General features: G+C 68.7%; 17 protein-coding genes and 1 tRNA gene. 5 read left to right on the forward strand and 13 right to left on the reverse strand.

What is annotated here, in order from left to right; genetic code table 11:
* Positions 1-22 precede the first annotated feature (22 nt).
* From G6N49_RS25560 to pdxR, 6 genes are read right to left on the reverse strand one after another with little or no spacing between them, the layout of a single operon-like run.
* Entirely contained in the window at positions 23-3,295 is a 3,273-nt protein-coding gene (locus G6N49_RS25560; protein ID WP_011857368.1) for an arabinosyltransferase domain-containing protein, read from the reverse strand.
* The gene (locus tag G6N49_RS25565; protein ID WP_011857367.1) at positions 3,288-5,105 is read right to left on the reverse strand and encodes a galactan 5-O-arabinofuranosyltransferase; all 1,818 of its coding nucleotides are present in this window, start codon (positions 5,103-5,105) and stop codon (positions 3,288-3,290) included. The genes G6N49_RS25560 and G6N49_RS25565 overlap by 8 nt, the downstream gene beginning before the upstream one ends.
* Positions 5,106-5,154: 49 nt before the next feature.
* Entirely contained in the window at positions 5,155-5,925 is a 771-nt protein-coding gene (locus G6N49_RS25570) for a decaprenylphospho-beta-D-erythro-pentofuranosid-2-ulose 2-reductase (RefSeq protein ID WP_011562376.1), read from the reverse strand.
* Positions 5,926-7,296: a decaprenylphosphoryl-beta-D-ribose oxidase gene (locus tag G6N49_RS25575; protein WP_011562375.1), complete on the reverse strand. Its 1,371-nt coding sequence runs from the start codon at positions 7,294-7,296 to the stop codon at positions 5,926-5,928.
* A gap of 32 nt (positions 7,297-7,328) precedes the next feature.
* Entirely contained in the window at positions 7,329-7,748 is a 420-nt protein-coding gene (locus tag G6N49_RS25580; protein ID WP_011562374.1) for a GtrA family protein, read from the reverse strand.
* Positions 7,749-7,788: 40 nt separating this feature from the next.
* Complete coding sequence (pdxR, locus tag G6N49_RS25585) at positions 7,789-9,201, reverse strand: MocR-like pyridoxine biosynthesis transcription factor PdxR (RefSeq protein WP_041925179.1); 1,413 nt, start codon at positions 9,199-9,201, stop codon at positions 7,789-7,791.
* Between the two features lie 49 nt (positions 9,202-9,250).
* On the opposite strand from pdxR, the gene G6N49_RS25590 reads away from it, so the two are divergent.
* Entirely contained in the window at positions 9,251-9,721 is a 471-nt protein-coding gene (locus G6N49_RS25590) for a carboxymuconolactone decarboxylase family protein (RefSeq protein WP_011562372.1), read from the forward strand.
* 19 nt (positions 9,722-9,740) lie between these two features.
* Positions 9,741-10,496, forward strand: a complete 756-nt coding sequence (locus tag G6N49_RS25595; RefSeq protein WP_011562371.1) for a phosphotransferase family protein — start codon at positions 9,741-9,743, stop codon at positions 10,494-10,496.
* On the opposite strand, the gene G6N49_RS25600 is transcribed toward G6N49_RS25595, so the two are convergent.
* The 6 genes from G6N49_RS25600 to G6N49_RS25625 all read right to left on the reverse strand — a co-directional run bounded on the left by G6N49_RS25600 (position 10,493) and on the right by G6N49_RS25625 (position 15,746).
* On the reverse strand, positions 10,493-10,837 hold the full coding sequence (locus tag G6N49_RS25600) for a TFIIB-type zinc ribbon-containing protein (RefSeq protein ID WP_011857365.1): 345 nt from the start codon (positions 10,835-10,837) through the stop codon (positions 10,493-10,495). The two genes, G6N49_RS25595 and G6N49_RS25600, sit on opposite strands and share 4 nt — an antisense overlap.
* Before the next feature lie 94 nt (positions 10,838-10,931).
* Positions 10,932-12,341: an outer membrane porin GjpA gene (gene gjpA, locus G6N49_RS25605; RefSeq protein WP_011857364.1), complete on the reverse strand. Its 1,410-nt coding sequence runs from the start codon at positions 12,339-12,341 to the stop codon at positions 10,932-10,934.
* Positions 12,342-12,648: 307 nt separating this feature from the next.
* Complete coding sequence (wzm, locus tag G6N49_RS25610) at positions 12,649-13,479, reverse strand: galactan export ABC transporter permease subunit Wzm/RfbD (RefSeq protein ID WP_011562368.1); 831 nt, start codon at positions 13,477-13,479, stop codon at positions 12,649-12,651.
* Positions 13,476-14,369 carry a galactofuranosyltransferase GlfT1 gene (gene glfT1 / locus G6N49_RS25615; RefSeq protein WP_083045240.1) on the reverse strand — a complete coding sequence of 298 codons (894 nt, stop codon included), beginning with the start codon at positions 14,367-14,369 and terminating at the stop codon, positions 13,476-13,478. The genes wzm and glfT1 overlap by 4 nt, the downstream gene beginning before the upstream one ends.
* Positions 14,366-15,304 (reverse strand): galactan export ABC transporter ATP-binding subunit Wzt/RfbE, encoded by a 939-nt coding sequence (gene wzt / locus G6N49_RS25620; protein ID WP_456320115.1) that lies wholly within the window; start codon positions 15,302-15,304, stop codon positions 14,366-14,368. Before wzt ends, glfT1 begins: the two co-directional genes overlap by 4 nt.
* Entirely contained in the window at positions 15,228-15,746 is a 519-nt protein-coding gene (locus tag G6N49_RS25625) for a bacterial proteasome activator family protein (protein ID WP_011562365.1), read from the reverse strand. The genes wzt and G6N49_RS25625 overlap by 77 nt, the downstream gene beginning before the upstream one ends.
* A 440-nt stretch (positions 15,747-16,186) precedes the next feature.
* Here G6N49_RS25625 and G6N49_RS25630 point away from each other — a divergent pair, with 440 nt between their 5' ends.
* Complete coding sequence (locus tag G6N49_RS25630; protein ID WP_011562364.1) at positions 16,187-17,383, forward strand: cysteine desulfurase-like protein; 1,197 nt, start codon at positions 16,187-16,189, stop codon at positions 17,381-17,383.
* A gap of 1 nt (position 17,384) precedes the next feature.
* On the opposite strand, the gene G6N49_RS25635 is transcribed toward G6N49_RS25630, so the two are convergent.
* Positions 17,385-18,368 carry an NAD(P)H-quinone oxidoreductase gene (locus G6N49_RS25635; RefSeq protein ID WP_011562363.1) on the reverse strand — a complete coding sequence of 328 codons (984 nt, stop codon included), beginning with the start codon at positions 18,366-18,368 and terminating at the stop codon, positions 17,385-17,387.
* A gap of 66 nt (positions 18,369-18,434) precedes the next feature.
* Between G6N49_RS25635 and G6N49_RS25640 the strand changes: the two genes are divergently transcribed.
* Both G6N49_RS25640 and G6N49_RS25645 read left to right on the forward strand, forming a co-directional pair.
* Positions 18,435-18,947: a MarR family winged helix-turn-helix transcriptional regulator gene (locus G6N49_RS25640; RefSeq protein WP_041310345.1), complete on the forward strand. Its 513-nt coding sequence runs from the start codon at positions 18,435-18,437 to the stop codon at positions 18,945-18,947.
* Between the two features lie 20 nt (positions 18,948-18,967).
* Positions 18,968-19,054: transfer RNA gene (locus G6N49_RS25645), tRNA-Ser, on the forward strand.
* Position 19,055: the final 1 nt, after the last annotated feature.

Below are 19,055 nucleotides of genomic sequence, written 5' to 3' on the forward strand. Positions count from 1 at the left end.
GCGTCGATGGTAGGCGACGGACCTAGTGGCGCAGCGGCGCCGGGCTCCACAGGCCGCTACGCGTTGTGGAACCGAGATCCAGACGTGCCGGTACGGCGTCCCGGTAGAAGGGCGTGAGCTGCTGTAGCGCACCCCAGTCACGGGACCAGTCGTCCTGCAGGTACGTCGACAGCGTCGTCGGGCGCAGCAGCAGTTCGGTGATGCCGAGCGGGCCGCCGCCGAGGTAGTCCATCACCGGCGAGTTGGCCTCGGCGCCGAACCGGTCCGGCATGATCCGCCACTTGGGCACCTCGATCACGCCGTTGCGGTGGTCGAACGGGCGTTGGCAGGGGAACGCCAACCCGACCAGCCAGTCGAGCAGCACCGGGTCCTCTGAGCCCACCACGTCCTGCAGCGAGCGCAGCTCCGCGATGCGGGGCGGGGTCAGCGCGATCCAGTGGTCCGGGCTCAGGTCGTCGTCGACGGCAACGAGCCGGATGCGGGTGGCGTCGTCGGGGATCGCCGCCAGCGGCACCCGCAGGTTGCGCCACGCCGGGGACGCCCCGACGTCGGCGAACCCGACGCTGCCACCCGCTTCCGGGTCGGCGCCGCCCTCGTCGGTGGCCCACTGGACGACCACGTCGCCGGGATCGAAGCGGCCCGCCGCGGACACCACGAGCAGCGGTCCGGCGTCCTCCCGAGGGGGGAGCCGGTACCACGCCGAGCGCAGGTTGGCCGGTGCCTGGGTGCCGCTGCGCCAGCTGCCCAGCACCGGGGTCCGGGCCGGGTCGAGGTTGAACGGCAGCCGGGCGCGGGAACCGTTGATGCCAGCCCGGGCGGTCGTGCCGCCCTCGGTGCCCGCTTCGCCGCCGGTCTCGGAGTCGCCGTCGGTGTCGGCGAAGTTGGTGGCCTGCGTCTGGTCCATCACCGCGTCGGCGGAGATGTCCGACGGGATGCCGTTGGGGCTGAAACCCTGGGCCGACCCGGCGCCCAGCGCGGCGCCGACGGGGACCCGGATGGGGGTCAGCAACCCCTGGTTGGGATTCTGTTCGACCATCACGTCGTTGGCCAGTCCGCACGTCTTACCGGTCAGCGCCTCGAGGTTGGACCGGCCGACGGTCCAGCCCGGGTACTGGGTGACCATCGCCAGCGTCAGCGACACCACCTCGAACATCACGACCAGCCACGCGGCGATCGCCAACGGCGACTGCACGATCCGGCGCCACCGCCAGCGGCCGTCGTCGTCGGGGGAGGTGTCGCGGCCCGAGAAGTGGAACCACGCCGCCGCCAGCAGGGCGAGCACCGAGAATCCGAGCAGGATCGTGGTGAAGCCGAACTTGTACTCCGGGAACGCGTTCGACCACGGCACGCCGAAGTTCGAGACGTACCACCACCCGTTGACGGTCGCGAACGACAGCGCGGCGACGAACAGCACGGTGGCCGCGAACATGGTCCGGTTGCGTCGTGAGCGCATCGCGACCGCCGCGACGGCGACGGCGGCCAGCGCGCCCAGCGATCCGGCGAGGCCGGCGAACACGCCGAAGTGGTGGGTCCACTTGGTGGGGGTGAACATCATCGCCAGGAACGAGATGATCGTGATGCCGACGATCCGGCGGCTCGGCCCCGCCGCGGTACCGGGGATGCGGCCCTTGCGCAGCGTCATCGCCACCGACACCGCCAGCGCGAGCAGCAGCGTCAGCACCGCGAACCGGCGCGCCACCGACCCGTCGGGGCTGGTGGTGAACAGCCGCGAGTAGCGGATGTGCTCGTCGAACCAGCTCAGGCTCGGCCCGACGGCGCTCTTGAAGCTGCTGGCCTGCAGTTCGCCGACCAGGGTCTGATCGCGGAAGATGAGGATCGCGGTGACGGTGCCCGCGGCCAGGATCGGCGCCAGCAGCGCCAGGTAGCCGAAGCGGGCGACATGCCGAGCCACGATCGTCTTCAGCGGTCCGACGGCCACCAGCAGGGCGCCGACGGCGGCGATGCCGGTCGGGCCCGAGAAGAGCGTGAGCGCGCCGATGATGACGGCGATCGCGACCGGCAGTAGGCGGCTGGTCGCCACGCCGCGCTCCACCGAACACCAGGTCAGCAGGATGCCCAGCGCGATGATCGGCTCGGGCCGCAGACCGTTGTTCAGCGGCAGCCAGAACGCCAGGAACATACCGGCCGCAGTCCAGGCCGCGGCCCGGTTGGCCTTGACCGCATGGCCGAGGCGCGGGATCACCTCACGGCTGATCACCCACCAGCACGCCAGCGCCATCAGCAGCGTCGGCAGCCGCATCCACACGCTGGCCGTGCTGACCTGCGACCAAAGGGCGAGCAGGTCGTAGTACCAGCCGAACGGGGCCTCGGGGGTGCCGAACCAGCGGTAGTAGTTGGCCATGTAGCCGGCCCGTTCGGAGACACGGGCCATGGTGAGGATGTAGCCGTCGTCGGCGGTGTTGGCGCCGACGAAGTGCCACCACACGAGCACGGCGGTGACCACACCGTCCAGCGGCGTCATCGACCACCAGCGCGACGGCAGGAACCGGCGGTGACGCATCCCGTCGTCGGTGTCGAGGACGTGCAGCGCTCCGAGCGCGATGACGGTCAGCGCGACGCCGGCGAACATCACCAGCAGTTTGAGCAGGGTGGGGGTGCTGCTGTAGCGGGAGTCGACGGTCGCCGAGAACTGCAGGCCGGGCGGTGCGGGTCCGGACAGGTCGGTGAAGACGCCCACGATCTGCGGCCGGAAGTCGTAACCGCCGCGTTCACCGCGCAGGGGACCGCCGGGCTCCTCACCGGGGTCGACGTCGTCGGGACCCTCGGTGAGTCCGACGAACTCGCCGGTGACCTTGTCGGCGCGGGCGGTGAACACCAGCCGCTCACACTGCGGGCTGAGCACCTCGGCCAGCGGCGCGGAGACGACCGGCGTATTGCGCACGATGACGAGCAGGTCGTTGTTCACCCGCTCGATCAGCAGACCCCGGTCGACGGCCTTGGGCGCCTGCTTGGGGACGGTGGACAGCAGCACGGTGCGGCCGGTGTTGGCCGGGCCCGCGAGCCCGGCGGCGGCCTGGCACGGAACCGTGATGGTCAGATCGGTGGCGACGTAACCGATCAGCGGCGCGTCCACGCTGCGCAGCACGCCGTCCTGCGGCCAGTTCAGCTCGGCCGTCGTCTGCTTCACCGGTAGCAGCGGCGTAGCCAGCGCCATCGCCGCGCCGAGCAATCCCGCGACGATGGCGATGAGGCGCGCCGTCCGGTGGTTGCTCCCGACCGCAACCCCAGAGTTCACGGGCGTAGATGTTAACGGCCTGCGCTGGGCGTCAGCCATCGACCGGTTGTCTGATCGCCAGCACGAACGGACCGATCTCGGAAACCTCGAAGCGCGGGTCGTCGAACAGGGCGGCGTCGAGCTTGACCTGATAGCGCCGCACGTTGGGGTGGTTGGGGTAGACGTCGGAGGCCAGGCGCAGGGTGTAGGAGTCCTCGCTGCCGCGGCGCATCAGGAACACCGTCGGCGGGTCCCACGGCAGCTCGTCGAGCGCCGCGACGAACCGGTCGGCGTCGCCGAGGGTCTGCCAGCTCTCGATCGCCTTGGCGCGCTGGTCGAACTGCGCCAGCGGGTTGGCGTAGTGCGATGTCAGGCCCTGGAACCCGTAGTAGGGGTAGTAGGACAGGAAGCTGTAGTCGGCGGTCAGCACGATCGTCTCGTTGCGGGGCCGGCCGGTGGCCTCGAGGATCGCCGCGTCCACCTCGCGGTAATAGCGTTCGGCGCCGGGCGGCCTGCGGTCGGCGCGCTGGCCGTAGCCGTCGGTATCGGTGTAGGCGACGGCGATGTCGGGCCGTAGCACGTCGGGGATGTCCTGGCTGAAGGTCAGCGCGCCGATCGCGCCGATCGCACCGGCGGCCACCAGCAGGCGCCGGCTGGAGAAGCTGTCGGCCAGCCCGCGCGCCGCCTCGACGAACCCGAACACGCCGGCGGCCGACAGCAGCACCACCAGCGTCGGCTGCAGCCGGAACGACAGCAGCGTGGTGCCCGCCAGCGTGGTCAGCATCGACAGCAGCGACCACGCGTAGACCGCGAGCACCGCGACGGCCAGGGCGCCCGCTCGGGTGGAGTTGCGGGCCCGCACCACCAACCAGACCGTTCCGACCAGGCAGAGCGCGCCGAGCAGCGTGAAGCTCAGCATCGGGAAGGACAGTTGCGCGCCGTCGGCGGGCAGGTAGTGCTGGGCGGTGCCGGTGTCGGCCGGGGTGCCGCGCAGCGCGGCCAGCAGGTACGGCGCCCACCCGATCAGCGCGATCGCACCGGAGATCACGGCGATGACGAGCAGGCGCAGCAGCGGTCCGGCGCTCCGGTGGGCGACGGCGGCCACGACCGCCATGATCACCAGCGTGAACGCCGCATAGGCCAACAGCAGCGTGTAGAACAGCGCGGCCACACCGAGGAACAGCCCGACCCCGACGATCGCGCCCCACCCCCGGCCCTCGGCCCGCAGCCCGGACCACGCCAGCACGAACACCGGAGGCAGCAGCACCGCGATGATCGCGGCGTACGGTTCGGCCGGTGAGTAGGCCAGCATCACCGCGGTGGTGGCGGTGGTGACGATCAGCGCGTAGGAGAACCGGATCATCGCCGCCCACAACACGAATGCGAGCACGACGGCCACGGCGATCGAGATGATCGACCACGGTTTGAACATCTCCCACGCCGGGGTGCCGGTCAGCGCGGCGAGACGCCCGCCGAGCCAGAACCACCCGGGCGGGTAGAACGGCGGCAGCCCGTAGTAGGTCATATCGTGCAGCGCGGCGGTGTCGGCGAAGCGGGTCAGGTACTCGGTGCGGAACTGCTGGTCCACCGAGATGCCGAACAGGTAGAGCCTGGTCGCACCCAGCGGCATCGCGAGCGTGACGACCGCGAACGCGGCCAGGAACACCATCGACGCCGCGTGCGCGAGCAGCCGTCTGCCGCGCCGGTGGATCCAGCCCGCCGCGAACAGACCTGCCAGGCAGCCGAACTGGCCGACGGTGGTCAGGGCGTGCAGTTGGTTCGACGAGTTGTACGCCGGCCACTCGACCCGCGCGATCGCCGCGAGCGAGACGACCGCGACGGCAGCGGCGATCATCGCCGCCACCACCATCCGGCCCGCAATCCCGATCGGGGCGGCCAGCGAGTTGGTGCCCACCGGGTTAGATGGGCAGCTTGCGGAAGATGGGCCGCGGGATGTGGCGCAGCACCATCATCACGTAGCGGAAGGCGCCCGGCGCCCAGACCAGGTCCTTGCCCTTGGCCGACGCGGTGACCGCCAGTTCGGCGACGTACTCCTTGTCGACGGTCAGCGGCGCTTCCTTGACGTGGGCGCTCATCCGGGTGCGCACCTGGCCGGGCCTGATGACCAGGACGTGAACCCCGTACTCGCGCAGCGCTTCTCCGAGGCCGAGGTAGAACCCGTCGAGCCCGGCCTTGGTGGAGCCGTAGACGAAGTTCGACCGCCGCACCCGCTCACCGGCCGCCGAGCTCATCGCGATGATCTGGCCGAAACCCTGTGCGCGCATCTGCTCGCCGAGCAGCACACCGACGGAAACGGCCGCGGTGTAGTTGATCTCGGCGATCTGCACGGCCTTGCGCTGGTTCTGCCACAGTTCCTCGGCGTCGCCGAGCAATCCGAACGCGACGATCGCCACGTCGATGTCGCGGGATCCGCCCGCCGACGCCTTGTCGATCACGTCCGGGTGGCTGGCGGTGTCGACCGCGTCGAAGTCGATCACCTCGACGGATTTCGCTCCCGCACGGCGCATCTGGGCGACGGCAGCGTCGCGGCCCGGATCATCGGGCAGCGCGGCGAGCACGATGCGGGCCGGCGCGTCGCGCAGGTAGCGCTCGCAGATCGCCAACCCGATCTCGGAGGTCCCGCCGAGCAACAGGATGGTCTGGGGGTTACCCACGGCGTCAAGCACCATTTAGAGCAGCTCCAAACGTCGGGCCATGTCGGAGGCGAACACCCCGTCGGGATCGACCCGGCGGCGCACGGCGATCCACTCGTCGATGCGCGGGTACATGGCGTGGAAGGTTTCGGCGGTGGTGCGGGAGTCCTTGGCGGTGTAGAGCCGGCCGCCGAACTGCAGCACCCGGTGGTCGAGTCCGCTGACGAACTCGCCCAACCCCGGTTTGATCGGGAAGTCGACGCAGACGTTCCATCCTGGGATCGGAAAGCTCAGCGGCGCTTTGTTTCCCGGGCCGAACAGTTTGAACACGTTGAGGAACGAGTAGTGCCCGGAACGCTGGATGTCGACGAGGATCGCCTTGAACTCGTCGACCGCCTCGGTGGGCACCACGAACTGGTACTGCAGGAATCCGTTGCTGCCGTAGGCGCGGTTCCACTCACCGAACATGTCGAGCGGGTGATAGAACTGCGTCAGGTTCTGGATCTTGCCTCGGTAGGTACCCGATTTGCGGTACCACAGTTCGCCGATCGGGCCGAACGTCCACTTGTTGGCCAACCCGTTGGGGAACACGTCGGGGAAGGTGAGCAGTTGCGGCGCATCGAATTTCAGCGGATTGCGGCGCAGCTTCTTGGGTAGCTGGTCGAGGGTGGCCAGCGATCCGCGGGAGATGGCGGCACGGCCGAGTTTGGGCGGCGGGCTGATCGCGTCGAACCACGCGCTGGAGTAGGTGTAGTTCGCCTCGCTGCCGTCGCTGTGGATCGCGATGGTCTCGTCCAGGTCGGCGGTGACGTCACCGTCGGCGATGAAGTACGCGGTCTCCGTCGGCGTCATCGCGATGGTGGCGCGCAGGATGATGCCGGTCAGCCCGTTGCCGCCGACGGTGGCCCAGAACAGGTCGGCGTCCTTGCCGCGGGGTTTGAGGGTGCGCACGGTGCCGTCGGCGGTGAGCAGCTCCATCGAGCGGACGTGGTTGCCGAAGCTGCCCGCGCTGTGGTGGTTCTTGCCGTGGATGTCGCAGGCGATCGCGCCACCGACGGTGACCTGACGGGTGCCGGGCAGCACCGGGACCCACAGGCCGAGCGGTAGCGCCGCGCGCATCAGCTGGTCGAGGTTCACCCCGGCGTCGACGTCGACGAGCGCGGTGTCGGTGTTGATGGTGTGGATGCGGTTGAGCGCGGTCATGTCGACGACCAGGCCGCCGCCGTTCTGCGCGTTGTCACCGTAGGAGCGGCCCAGTCCGCGGGCGATGACGCCGCGCTGCGGATCGTCGGCAACCCGCGCGACCGCCTTGGCGATCTCCTCGGGGTCGGGCGTCGACAGCACCTCGGCCACGGATGGCGCGGTGCGGGCCCATCCGGTGAGCCGCCGGGTCGTGGTCTGCAACATCGTGACGAGGGTACCGCCCCTACCGGAGCCTCCTATTCATCCCCGAGTCGCTGCGCTCCTGCCCACCGGAAGATCACCGCGCGCTGGACGACGAAGTTGATCACCGTCGCGGTGCCCTGCGCGATGACGAAGGCCACCGGCACGCGCCAGGACTTGTCGTCCCACGCCGTGTAGAGGATGTAGTTGATGCCCACCTGCGCGGCGTAGGTGGTCGCGTAGAGCGCGCACACCGCGAGGAACCGGGCCCGGCTGGGCGGGGCCTGGAAGGTCCAGCGCCGGTTGATCAGGTAGGCCGTCGTGGTGCCGGCGATGAAGCTGATCGTCTTGGCGACGTTGACGTGCAGACCCGCTTCGAGCAGCAGTACGTAGAGGCCGAAGTCCACGATCGCGGCGAAGCCGCCGGTGAGCAGGAACCGCCAGATCTGCGTGGTCAACGACAGTTGGGGCGACATGGGGGGCTCGGCCACCCCGGAAGCTTATGCTCATGTGCGCTCAGCGCAGCGTGGCCTCCAGGACGTCGCACAGCGCTTCGACCGCCGCGGCGAAGGCGTGATCGGCCGGTGCGCCGAAGCCGACGATCACACCGTCGGGGTCCGCGACGTCCGGTCCGGCCGCCGGATGTCGCATCGCGGACAGGCCCACCAGCGCGATCCCCGCATTGCCCGCCCGCTGCAGCACCTCGCGTTCGGCGCCGTCGGGCAGCGTCAGCAGCGCGTTGAGTCCCGCTGCCAGACCGCGGGTTTCGACGTCGAACGGGGCGAGCGCGTCGACGAGCCGGTCCCGCCGCCGCCGGTAGCGCATCCGCATCCGGCGGATGTGGCGGTCGTAGTGGCCGGCGGTGATGAAGTCGGCCATGGTCAGTTGGGCGAGTGCGTCGACGAAGAACTGGGTGCCACCCGCGGCGGCCAGGACGGGTTCGACGAGCGCGTCGGGCAGCGCCATCCATCCCAGCCGCAACGCGGGGGCGAGGCTCTTGCTGGCCGAGCCCAGGTACACCACCCGTTCGGGGTCCAGGCTCTGCATCGCGCCGACGGGTTGACGGTCGTAGCGAAACTCGCCGTCGTAGTCGTCCTCGAGGACATAGGCGCCGCGACGCTGGGCCCACTCCACCGCGGCGGTGCGGCGGGTGGGGTGCAGCGGCATACCGTGCGGATTGTGGTGGGCCGGTGTGAGGAGGACCGCGGGCACGTCATGTCCGTCGAGGTCGCCGATCACCGCACCGTGGCCGTCGAGGCCGATTGGCACCGTCGACCCCCCGAGCGCGCCGATCGCGTCACGGAAGATGAACAGGCCGTAGGCCTCGACGGCGATCGGGCGCTGCGCCCCGAGGACCCGGGTGAGCAGCTCCACCGCGTGCCGGACCCCGGCGCAGATCACGATCGTCTCCGGTGAGGTGCGGACGCCGCGCACCCGTGCGAGGTAGTCGGCGAGTGCCTCGCGAAGCTCCGGTCGGCCGCGCGGATCGCCCATCCAGAACGCCTCGCTGGGGGCGTTGGTCAGCGCGCGGCGGGCGGAGGCGAGCCAGGCGCTGCGAGGGAACTCCGACACGTCGGGGGAGCCGGGCATCAGGTTGTGTCGCGCCGTCGTGCGCACTCGCCGGGGCCGGGCGATCTGGTGGCTCGCCTGGGAGCTGACCACCCAGGTGCCCGCGCCCTGCCGTGACGCGAGCCAGCCCTCGGCGACGAGTTCGGCGTACGACTCGGCGACCGTGTTGCGGGCGATGCCGAGGTCGGCCGCGAGTGTGCGCGACGGCGGCAGCATGGTGCCCGCCGCGAGCCGCCCCGAGCGCACGGCCTCGCGCAGCGCGTTGACCAGCAGTTCGCGCACTCCGCGGGCGCCGGGACGGATCACCTCGTGCAGGTCGAGGTGCAGGTCGCGCGTACCCGGATTGGCCCACGAAGTCACCCCTGAATTGAACCATCTACGTGGGCGTTTCGAGGCTAGCGTTCGAGATATGACACAGACACTGGAAGCCGGAACCACCGACCGCATCAAGATGTTCAAGGCCGCACCGGAGCTCTACAGCGCGATGATGACGCTCTCGGAGGCGTCCATCAAGGACGTGGACCCCGTCATCGGCGAACTGATCAAGATCCGGGCGTCGCAGATCAACCGCTGCGCCTTCTGCCTCGACATGCACACCCGCGATGCCCGCAAGGCCGGCGAGACCGAACAGCGGCTCGCGCTGGTGGCGGCGTGGGAGGAGGCCGGCGATCTCTTCACCGAACGTGAACGCGCCGCGCTGGCGCTCGCCGAGGCCATCACCGAGGTCGCCGGGCGCGGGGCCGTCGGCGACGAGGTGTACCGGCGTGCCGCCGAGGTGTTCACCGACCGCGAGCTCGCCCAGGTGATCGCGATGACGGTGACGATCAACGCCTGGAATCGGATCAACCTCGCCGCGCCGCAGCCGTTCCCGCGTCGTTGAGACGCCTACGGTCACAGGTGTGCAGACCGGGTCCGGTGCGGAGATCACGTTCGACGGTGACGTCGTCGCCAAACTGCACCGGCCCGGAACCGATCCGCGGGCGTTGCGCATCCGATTGGGGGTTGCCCAGGAGTTGCGGGGCATCCTGCTCGCGCCGCTGACGGTGGTCCCCGGCCAGGTCGGCCACCGCTGGCAGAGCCGGTGGCCACGTGTGGAAACCGTTGCCCCGCAACCAGATCAGCTGCCGTGGGCGGAGGCCGGCGCGCTGCTCGCGCGATTGCACGCCCAGCCGGTCACGGCCCGGCTGCCGCACGGGTGGCCGGCCCGGTTGCGGCGGGTGGTCGAGCGCCACCGGACCGCCGAGGTCGCCGAACCGGTCCGCACGGCGCTCACGGGACTCCCGCCCGCGGTGTGGCGGGCCGGATCGCCGGACCGGCCCCGTACATACGTCCACGGCGACTTCCACCTCGGTCAACTCGGCAGGCGGGCGCCCGGTCTGCCGTGGGTGCTCATGGACGTCGACGACCTCGGGGTGGGTGACCCGGCGTGGGATCTGGCTCGGCCGGCCGGCTTCTGGGCGGCCGGACACGTCCCCGACGGTGACTGGGCGGCGTTCGTCGGCGCATACCGGCACGGCGGCGGCGCGGCGCTGGTCGATGCACCGGACGATCCGTGGCCGGTGCTCGACCCGTTCGCCCGGGCTGCGGTGGTCGCCGCCGCAGCGCACCACCCCGACGACGAACTGCTGGCCGCCGCCTGCGAGCGGATGGTCTAGCTGGAGAAGAACAGCCGCCCGAAGCCCTGTTTGCGGTAGTGCTTGTTGCCGCGGTGGCCCCAGCCCGGGCCGTAACCGTAACCCGATCCATAGCCGGCGCCGTAGCTCGCCGGTGGCGGCGGCGGTGGCGGGGCAGCCTGCACGAACCGGTTCTCCATCTCGGTGAGCGCCTCGAGTTCGCCGAGGTCGAGGAAGATGCCGCGGCAGGTGTCGCACTGCTCGAGGTGAATTCCGTTGCGCTCGTACGTCCGCATGACGCCCTTGCATTTCGGGCAGACCAGGGTGTTACCCGGCCCGGGTGCGGAAGCGGAGGTCGGCGGTTGGTACGGCGGGATGCTCATATCCGCATAACGCCGAACCGTCGCCGGAAGTGCCGGAGCCCACACAGCAATCGGTCCCTGCCGGATGGCAGGGACCGATCGCGTGGGTGGAGGGTTATTCGCTCGCTGCCGGAGCCTTGTCAGTCGAGGTGTCCTTCTCCGGCGCCGATGCCTTCTCGTTGTCGGCGGCGGGAGCCTTCTTCGACGGACGCTTCGTGAGCTTCTTGCCGAGGTCGTTGACCGCCGAGTTCAGCTGGTCACCGGCCGACTTGAGGGCGCCTGCGATCTTGGCGCCGGGGTTGACGCGCTTCGTCGCGGGCTTCTCGGGGGTGGTGTCGGTCTCCTCGTCGAGAACGGCGGGCAGGTTGTCTTCGACCTTCACCTGCTCGACTTCGGTGGGCGCTCCGCTGCCGACGGTCGTATCGACGGCGGCCGCGCCGTCGGTCGACGGTGTCACGTCGCCGGTCTTCCCGGCGTCGACGTCCGTCGTCTCGGGAACGGTGATTGCCGTGGTCGAGGCATTGACGATGGACGTGTCACCCACCAGACGGGCTTCCGGCGCGGGCGGCGGGGTGTCCTCTTCTTCATGAAGCGGGTTGCCCGTGCCGTCCCACCCGAGGGCCCTCGCGATGGCCTGGGACAGGTTGATGAGCGAACCGATGGCGCCGGGTCCCTGACCGGGAATGGAGATGTGGAAGGGCGGAACGGGCGGGGGCGCAAGCGCAAAGTCCAGTTCGATGTCGAGAGCGTTGAAGATCGAACCGCCGGGGCTGAGAAGGCCGCCGAAGGCGATCCCGATCTCGGTGCCTTCCGGCAAATCCAAGTCCAACGCCGAGACCAACGGGGTCAGGTTGAGGACCTGGCCACCGTTGAGGAACGCATCGGCCATCGCGGCGGGGATGTTGATCAGCGTATTGAATGCCGCTCCGACATCCGGTTCCTCGCTGGTGAGGTTGCCGACAATCGCCTCGATGCTGCTGGCCAGCGCCAGGACCGGGCCGATCACAGGACCGACCAGGCCGAACAGCACGCCGCTCAGCGGACTGGTGGAGAAGTCGAGCAGCGGTTGAAGGTCGGCTAGCGCCGGCGCGAAAGTGGGAAGAAGGCCAAACACGAGTTGCTTAATCGCCGGATTCGGGATGCCGTTGACGAAGCCCGGGCCGAGCGTGCTCAGATCCTGCTCGTACAGGACGGCGACAGCAGCCTCAAGGTTGTGGAGCACCTGTCCGGCGATCAACTCGAAGTCGGGGAGCTCACTGAAGTAGCCGAGCTGGTTGACGATGACCTGCTGCAGAACGGGGAACGGAGCTTCGGCCCAGTCGTCGATGAGGTCCGCGATATTCGTCTCGGCGTTCTCGAAGACGTTCACCCACGGGGTGAAGGGATCGATGTCGGCGGAGAGATTGACCGACGGGCTGGCGATCTTGACATCCGGCAGCGGCGGCGCCAACGGGGCCATCGCGATGGCGCTGGCACCCACCAGGGCGACCCCGGCAGTCGCATACGGACGAAGTCTCAGTTCCATCACGGTCTCCTTACGGCTACGTAAATAATGTGCTTGAGAACGTAACTGAAAAGATCCTGAGTGGAAGGAAAGATGCTTGAACCATTCAGCGGTTTAATACTGTTTGCAAATATTCAGCGAAGTTGAGGCCGCGGGCCAATCGAGTATTTACCCAGGTCATCGCGGTAACATTCGCGCTCGGCTTTCCGGACGAGTCCGCTAAACCTTTCAAATATTGCGATAGCACGCAGTTCGCGCACATGCCGGGAGCGTTCGTAGCGCGGGTACCACCCACTGGCGAACCCGCACACTCTCGACCGCCGGTCGATCAGACCCAGTACGGCACCCGCGCCCGGTACTGCTTCATCGCGAATGCCGCGAATGTCCACCCGATCACCGTCAGCACGAGCACCACGATCCAGTGCCGCACCTCCTGGTCGGCGCCCAGCAGGGGCGCCCGCACGATGTCGAGGTAGTGCAGCAGCGGGTTGAGCTCGACGATCTTGGCCCACTGCCCGGCGCCCTGAGCCTGCAGCGTGGCCTCGTTCCAGATGATCGGCGTCATGAAGAACAGCAGCTGCACGATGCTGTTCAGCAGCGGTCCGATGTCCCGGTACCGGGTCGCCAGGATCCCGAAGCACAGCGAAACCCACACGCAGTTGAGCATGATCAGCGCCAGCGCCGGGAACACGGCGAGATCGGTCCAGTGCCACGGTTTCGGATAGATGATCGCGATGACGACGAAGATTATGATGTTGTGCGCGAACAGGATCATCTGCCGCCACACCAGCCGGTAGACGTGCACCGACAGCGGCGTCGGCAGCTGTTTGATCAGGCCTTCGTTGGCGATGAACACCTCGGCGCCCTCGAGGATCGACGCGTTGATGAGGTTCCAGACGATCAAGCCCATGGTCACGTACGGAAGGTGTTCGGACAGCTCGAGTTTGAACAGCTTCGAATACAACAACCCCATCGCGACCGCGGTGGCGCCGGTGGCGATGGTGATCCAGAACGGGCCGAGCACCGACCGGCGGTAGCGCTGTTTGATGTCCTGCCACCCGAGGTGCAGCCACAGCTCGCGTTTGCCGAAACCCTCACGGAGGTCACGCCACGCGCGCGCCATCGTCTTCGACTGCGCGGACGCCTCATCGAAACTCATGTGCCCGGCCTCCCGAACCTCTCCTCACGACCAAGACGGCGTAACCGGATCCACTCGCGCAGCCCGGCGGGGTCGCGCCGGGACACCAGGAAGTACCAGCCGAACCGCACCCACTCCTGCGGGAGCAGTTTGCGAAGTCCCGGCTGGGACAACAGGTATCCGCGGTTGCGGTAGGTGAAGAAGCGTTTGGTCGCGTCGTCGGGGTACTGGGTGTGCATGCGTCCACCGAGGATCGGCTTGAATTCGTCGGTGCCGCAGGGATGGAGGTAGGTGGCGCGCAGGCAGGTCGCGAACGGCAGACCGGACCGCACCAGTCGGCGGTGCAATTCCACCTCGTCGCCGCGGACGAACAACCGCAGATCCGGCACCCCGACCGCCTCGATCGTCGAGGCACGGAACAGCGCACCGTTGAACAGCGAGGCGTAACCGCGCAGCAGTTCCCCCTCGCCGAGCTCTGAGACACGTCGCCGCCAGACCAGGCCGCGGCGCAGCGGGAACGCCAGACGCTCCGGGTCGTCGATGTTGCACACCATCGGCGACACCTCCGCCAGCCCGTACCGGGTCGCACAGTCCAGCAGCACGCCGAGCACCGAGGGATCCAGCGGCCGTCCGTCGTCGTCGGCCAGCCACACCCAGTCCGCCCCCTCGGCGAGCGCGTGCAGCATGCCGAGCGCGAAACCTCCTGCGCCCCCGAGATTCCGGCGCGATCCCAGGTAGGTCGACGGAATGGGTTGGGAGGCAACCAGTTCCCGGACGCGGGATTCGGAATCGTTGTCCACCACGATGAGCCCGTCCGGCCGGCGCGTCTGCGCGCACAGCGCGTCGAGCGATTGCGCCAGCGACTCCGGACGCCGGTGGGTCACGACGACGACGTAGATCCTGTCTGTCATCGGGAAGGCTCGTCGGTGGCTGAATTCTCCTCGCGCGAGCGCTCGTCGGTGGAAGACCAGTCCCCGCGGTGTTCGTCGAGCACTTCTCGCACATGCCGCGCGGCGTCCTCACCCTCGTAGGCCCGCACGACGTCCTCGATACCGCCGGTCATCTTGACGGTGCCGTGGTCGATCCACATCGCGGTCTTGCACAACCGGGCGAGGAATTCGTTGGAGTGGCTGGCGAACACCAGGATCCCGGACCGTTCGACCAGGCTCTGCAGTCGCGACTGCGCCTTCTTGAGGAAGTCGGCGTCCACCGCCCCGATACCCTCGTCGAGCAGCAGGATCTCCGGGTCGATGCTGGTGACCACACCCATCGCCAACCGCACCCGCATACCTGTGGAGTACGTGCGCAGCGGCATCGACAGGTAGTCACCGAGTTCGGTGAACTCCGCGATCTCGTCGACCTTGGCCAGCATCTGCTTACGCGTCTGACCGAGGAACAGTCCGCGGATGATGATGTTCTCGTAGCCGGAGATCTCCGGATCCATCCCGACGCCGAGGTCGAACACCGGCGCCACCCGGCCCGTCACGGTGGCAGACCCCCGGGTCGGCTCGTAGATGCCCGACAGCAACCGCAGCAGTGTCGATTTACCTGCGCCGTTGTGGCCGACCAGACCGACCCGGTCCCCGAGTTCCAGCGACATGGTGATGTCGCGGAGGGCTTCGATGACGACGACGTTCGAGTCGTTGCGCCCGATGGCCCCGCCGGCCTTTCCGAGGAACGCCTTCTTCAGCGACCGGGTCTTGGCATCGAAGATCGGGAACTCGACCCATGCGTCACGGGTCTCGATACGAGGAACCGCCACCGCTGCCCTACAGGTACTGACCGGTGCCGGGGTGCGCGGGTCCGCCGCGCTGGCCCTGCACCGCGATGCCGGGGGGCAACGCACCCTGCCGCATCTGTTCGAGCTGTGCCCTGGCAGCCATCTGCTGGGCGAACAGCGCGGTCTGGATTCCGTGGAAGAGCCCCTCGAGCCACCCGACCAGCTGTGCCTGGGCGATGCGCAACTCGGCGTCGGACGGGACGCTGTCCTCGGTGAAGGGCAACGTCAGGCGTTCGAGTTCTTCGCGCAACTCCGGCGCCAGGCCCTCTTCGAGTTCCTGGATGCTCGTGTGGTGGATCTCGCGCAGCCGGTTGCGGCTGGCGTCGTCGAGGGGAGCGGCCCGCACCTCCTCGAGCAGCTGCTTGATCATGGTGCCGATCCGCATCACCTTGGCCGGCTGTTCGACCAGGTCGGTCAGCGACTTGCCGTCACCGCCATCTGCGGGGTCGTCAGCGTGTGCGTCACCGCCGATGATCTCGATGTTGTCGTCGTCGTTGTTCAGCGTCATCTGAGTCGCATTCCCTCTTAAGGCTGTTCTACCGGTGTGACACTAGTCCGTCCGCGGCGGCGAACCCGCACGCCACCGTCCGCACGAGTTGCCGATGCCGCGGTAGGCGAACAGCAGACCGCCGTGCAGCTCGGTTCGCTCACGCCGCGCGACGGCAGGTGACGCTCTCGGCAAACAGCGCGCAGAAGCTGTGAAATGTCGGTCGCTGACACGTTCGCCCACGCAAGGTCGGATGGTGCGACGGCGGGACGGAGACCCGGCCGGGTGCGGCGCAGGGCTCAGCAACGACGGGGGATTAGCACTCGGCACGAAAAGGGTCCTGGACTAGTATGGCTCGGCAGGTGTCCCGATCCGGTGCGGCGACGGGCGCGCGCACGGTCGGACGCCGACGGAAAATCGTGTCGGTTTGTGGAATTCACGAACGCTCTAAGGTGGCTGGAATGGCATACGACGTCGCCCGGGTGCGTGGATTGCACCCCTCATTGGGCGACGGTTGGGTGCACTTCGACGCCCAGCACGGGATGCTGCTGCCCGACGCGGTGGCCACGACGGTCTCCACCGCGTTCCGGGGGTCGATGTCGACCACCGTGGGCCCGCATCCGTCGGCGCGGCGCAGCGCCGCGGTGCTGCACGCGGCCCGCCAGGCGGTCGCCGACCTGGTGAACGGCGATCCCCGCGGTGTGGTGCTCGGCGCCGACCGCGCGCTGCTGCTGGCCTCGCTGGCCGATGCCGCGTCGTCGCGGGTGGGTCTGGGCTACGAGGTGGTCGTCACCCGACTGGACGACGAGGCGAACATCGCGCCGTGGCTGCGTGCGGCCAACCGGTACGGCGCCAAGATCAAGTGGGCCGAGGTCGACATCGAAACCGGTGAACTGCCCGCCTGGCAGTGGGAGGGGTTGATCACCGGCCCGACCCGCCTGGTGGCGATCACATCGGCGTCCTCGACCATCGGCACGGTCACCGATCTGCGGGCGGTGACCAAACTCGTACACGAGGTGGGCGGTCTGGTCGTCGTCGACCACTCCGCGGCGGCCCCGTACCGGCTGATCGACCTCGAGGAGATCGACGCGGACGTCGTGGCGCTCAACGCGGTGGCATGGGGCGGTCCGCCGATCGGCGCGCTGGTCTTCCGCGATCCGTCGACCATCGAACAGTTCGGTTCGGTGTCGCTGGATCCGTATGCGACCGGGCCGGCCCGCCTGGAGGTCGGGGTGCACCAGTTCGGCATGCTCGCCGGGGTGGTGGCCAGCATCGAGTATCTGGCGGGTCTCGACGAGAACGCCACCGGCACCCGGCGCGAGCGGCTGTCGCTGTCGATGCAGTCCGCCACCTCGTACATGAGCAGGCTCTTCGACTACCTGTTGATGTCGCTGCGCTCGCTACCGCTGGTGATGGTGATCGGTCAGCCCGAGGTTCGCATCCCGACGCTGAGTTTCGCGGTCCGCGACGTCCCGGCCGAGAAGGTGGTGCAGCGGCTCGCCGACAACGGTGTGCTGGCCATCGCGAACGCGAACTCCCGGGTCCTCGACGTCATCGGCGTCGACGACATCGGCGGAGCCGTGACGATCGGGCTTGCGCACTACACCACCACCGCCGAGGTCGACCAGCTGGTGCGCGCACTGGCGTCGCTGGGCTGACTCAGTCGCGTACCCGCAGCAGCACCTTGCCCGACACCTCACCGGAGTCGAGCATCTCCTGCGCGGCCTGCGCCTCCTGTACCGGGAATTCCGCGCCGATGATCGGGCGCACCCGGCCGTCGGCGACCATCGGCCAGACGTTGGCCACCACCTCGGCGACGATGTCGCTCTTACTGCCCGGTCCGCTGACGGGGCGCGACCGCAACGCGGTCGCCGTGACACTCGCGCGTTTGGCGAGCAGCTTGCCGATGTTGAGTTCGGCCTTGACGCCACCCTGCATCCCGATGATGGCGAGCCGCCCGCCGGTGGCCAGGGCGTCGACGTTGCGGTCGAGGTAGGCCGCTCCCATGATGTCGAGGATCACGTCGGCGCCCGCGCCGTCGGTCTCGGCGCGCAACCGCTCGACGAAATCCTCGTCGCGATAGTTGATCGCCACCTCGGCGCCCAGTTCCCGGCACAGGTCGAGCTTGTTGGCCGAACCCGCGGTGACGGCGACCCGGCAGCCGAGCGCGTTGGCCACCTGGATGGCGTGGGTCCCGATCCCGCTGGCGCCGCCGTGGATCAGCAGCACCTCGCCGGCGGCCAGGGCGGCGGTCATCACGACGTTGGACCAGACCGTGCACGCCACTTCCGGTAGCGCGGCCGCATGGGCGAGGTCCACCGACTCGGGGACGGGCATGACCTGGCCGGCCGGGACGGTGACGTTTTCTGCGTACCCGCCGCCTGCCAGCAAAGCGCAGACCGGTTGCCCCACGGCCCACCCGGAGACGTCGTCGGCGACGTCGCTGATGACGCCCGATACCTCGAGGCCCATGATGTCGCTGGCGCCCTTCGGCGGCGGATACTTGCCTGCGGCCTGTAACAGGTCGGCCCGGTTGATTCCTGCGGCAACCACATCGATTCGCACATCACCCGATTGAAGTGGGCGTTCAGGTACTTCCGTCCAGATCAGCTTTGCCGGGGACTCCGCGACGATCGCTTGCATCAACAAAACCCTACTCCTGGGTTCAGTTCGCTTCCCGGGGACGGCTTCGTGCTCTACCATGAGCGGATGGAGGGGATGATTGGGGGGCGTACGGCGAGCGACATGCCGGGCCTCGACATCGCGGAGCAGCGGTCCTGGCAAAATTTTCTGGACGCCGCGCTGAGGCTCTACGCGACTCTGAACAAGACGCTGGTCGAACAGCATCACCTGACGCTCAACGACGTCCGCCTGCTCGACATGCTGGACAAGTCACCGACCGGGTCCGCCCGCATGGGGGATCTGGCGGAGAAGCTGATGTCGCTGCCCAGCCGGGTGACGCGGCAGATCCGCCGGCTGGAGATGCAGGGTCTGGTGCGGCGGGGCGCCAGCCCGGACGACGGTCGTGGCGTGCTGGCGTCGATCACCGACGAGGGCCGCAGCCAGGTCCGCGAGGCGATGGTCACCTACTCCGAGGGTGTGCGTAACCACTTCCTCGGCCGGCTGTCCCGGCCCCAGATCGCGGCGATGGGGGAGAACTGCCGCCGGGTGAGCGCCGCGATGCGCGCGGGCTCGGCGCCCGCCAGGCTCGGCCGCGTGTAGCACCCACTACGCTGTTGCGCGGTGGCGTGGCAGAGCGGCCTAATGCACTCGCCTTGAAAGCGAGAGACGGCTAACACCGTCCGGGGGTTCAAATCCCTCCGCCACCGC

It is taken from the genome of Mycolicibacterium monacense (genome assembly GCF_010731575.1).
Taxonomy (GTDB): Bacteria; Actinomycetota; Actinomycetes; order Mycobacteriales; family Mycobacteriaceae; genus Mycobacterium; species Mycobacterium monacense.

What these genes read in the sequence shown, in the direction of transcription:
- G6N49_RS25575 (WP_011562375.1), bottom strand. Translation starts at nt 7,296, where the DNA reads ATGTTGCAGACCACGACCCGGCGGCTCACCGGATGGGCCCGCACCGCG.
- glfT1 (WP_083045240.1), bottom strand. Translation starts at nt 14,369, where the DNA reads ATGACAGACAGGATCTACGTCGTCGTCGTGACCCACCGGCGTCCGGAG.
- G6N49_RS25560 (WP_011857368.1), bottom strand. Translation starts at nt 3,295, where the DNA reads ATGGCTGACGCCCAGCGCAGGCCGTTAACATCTACGCCCGTGAACTCT.
- G6N49_RS25590 (WP_011562372.1), top strand. Translation starts at nt 9,251, where the DNA reads ATGACACAGACACTGGAAGCCGGAACCACCGACCGCATCAAGATGTTC.
- G6N49_RS25640 (WP_041310345.1), top strand. Translation starts at nt 18,435, where the DNA reads ATGGAGGGGATGATTGGGGGGCGTACGGCGAGCGACATGCCGGGCCTC.
- gjpA (WP_011857364.1), bottom strand. Translation starts at nt 12,341, where the DNA reads ATGGAACTGAGACTTCGTCCGTATGCGACTGCCGGGGTCGCCCTGGTG.
- G6N49_RS25600 (WP_011857365.1), bottom strand. Translation starts at nt 10,837, where the DNA reads ATGAGCATCCCGCCGTACCAACCGCCGACCTCCGCTTCCGCACCCGGG.
- G6N49_RS25625 (WP_011562365.1), bottom strand. Translation starts at nt 15,746, where the DNA reads ATGACGCTGAACAACGACGACGACAACATCGAGATCATCGGCGGTGAC.
- G6N49_RS25565 (WP_011857367.1), bottom strand. Translation starts at nt 5,105, where the DNA reads ATGGTGGTGGCGGCGATGATCGCCGCTGCCGTCGCGGTCGTCTCGCTC.
- G6N49_RS25635 (WP_011562363.1), bottom strand. Translation starts at nt 18,368, where the DNA reads ATGCAAGCGATCGTCGCGGAGTCCCCGGCAAAGCTGATCTGGACGGAA.
- G6N49_RS25580 (WP_011562374.1), bottom strand. Translation starts at nt 7,748, where the DNA reads ATGTCGCCCCAACTGTCGTTGACCACGCAGATCTGGCGGTTCCTGCTC.
- G6N49_RS25570 (WP_011562376.1), bottom strand. Translation starts at nt 5,925, where the DNA reads ATGGTGCTTGACGCCGTGGGTAACCCCCAGACCATCCTGTTGCTCGGC.
- G6N49_RS25630 (WP_011562364.1), top strand. Translation starts at nt 16,187, where the DNA reads ATGGCATACGACGTCGCCCGGGTGCGTGGATTGCACCCCTCATTGGGC.
- wzm (WP_011562368.1), bottom strand. Translation starts at nt 13,479, where the DNA reads ATGAGTTTCGATGAGGCGTCCGCGCAGTCGAAGACGATGGCGCGCGCG.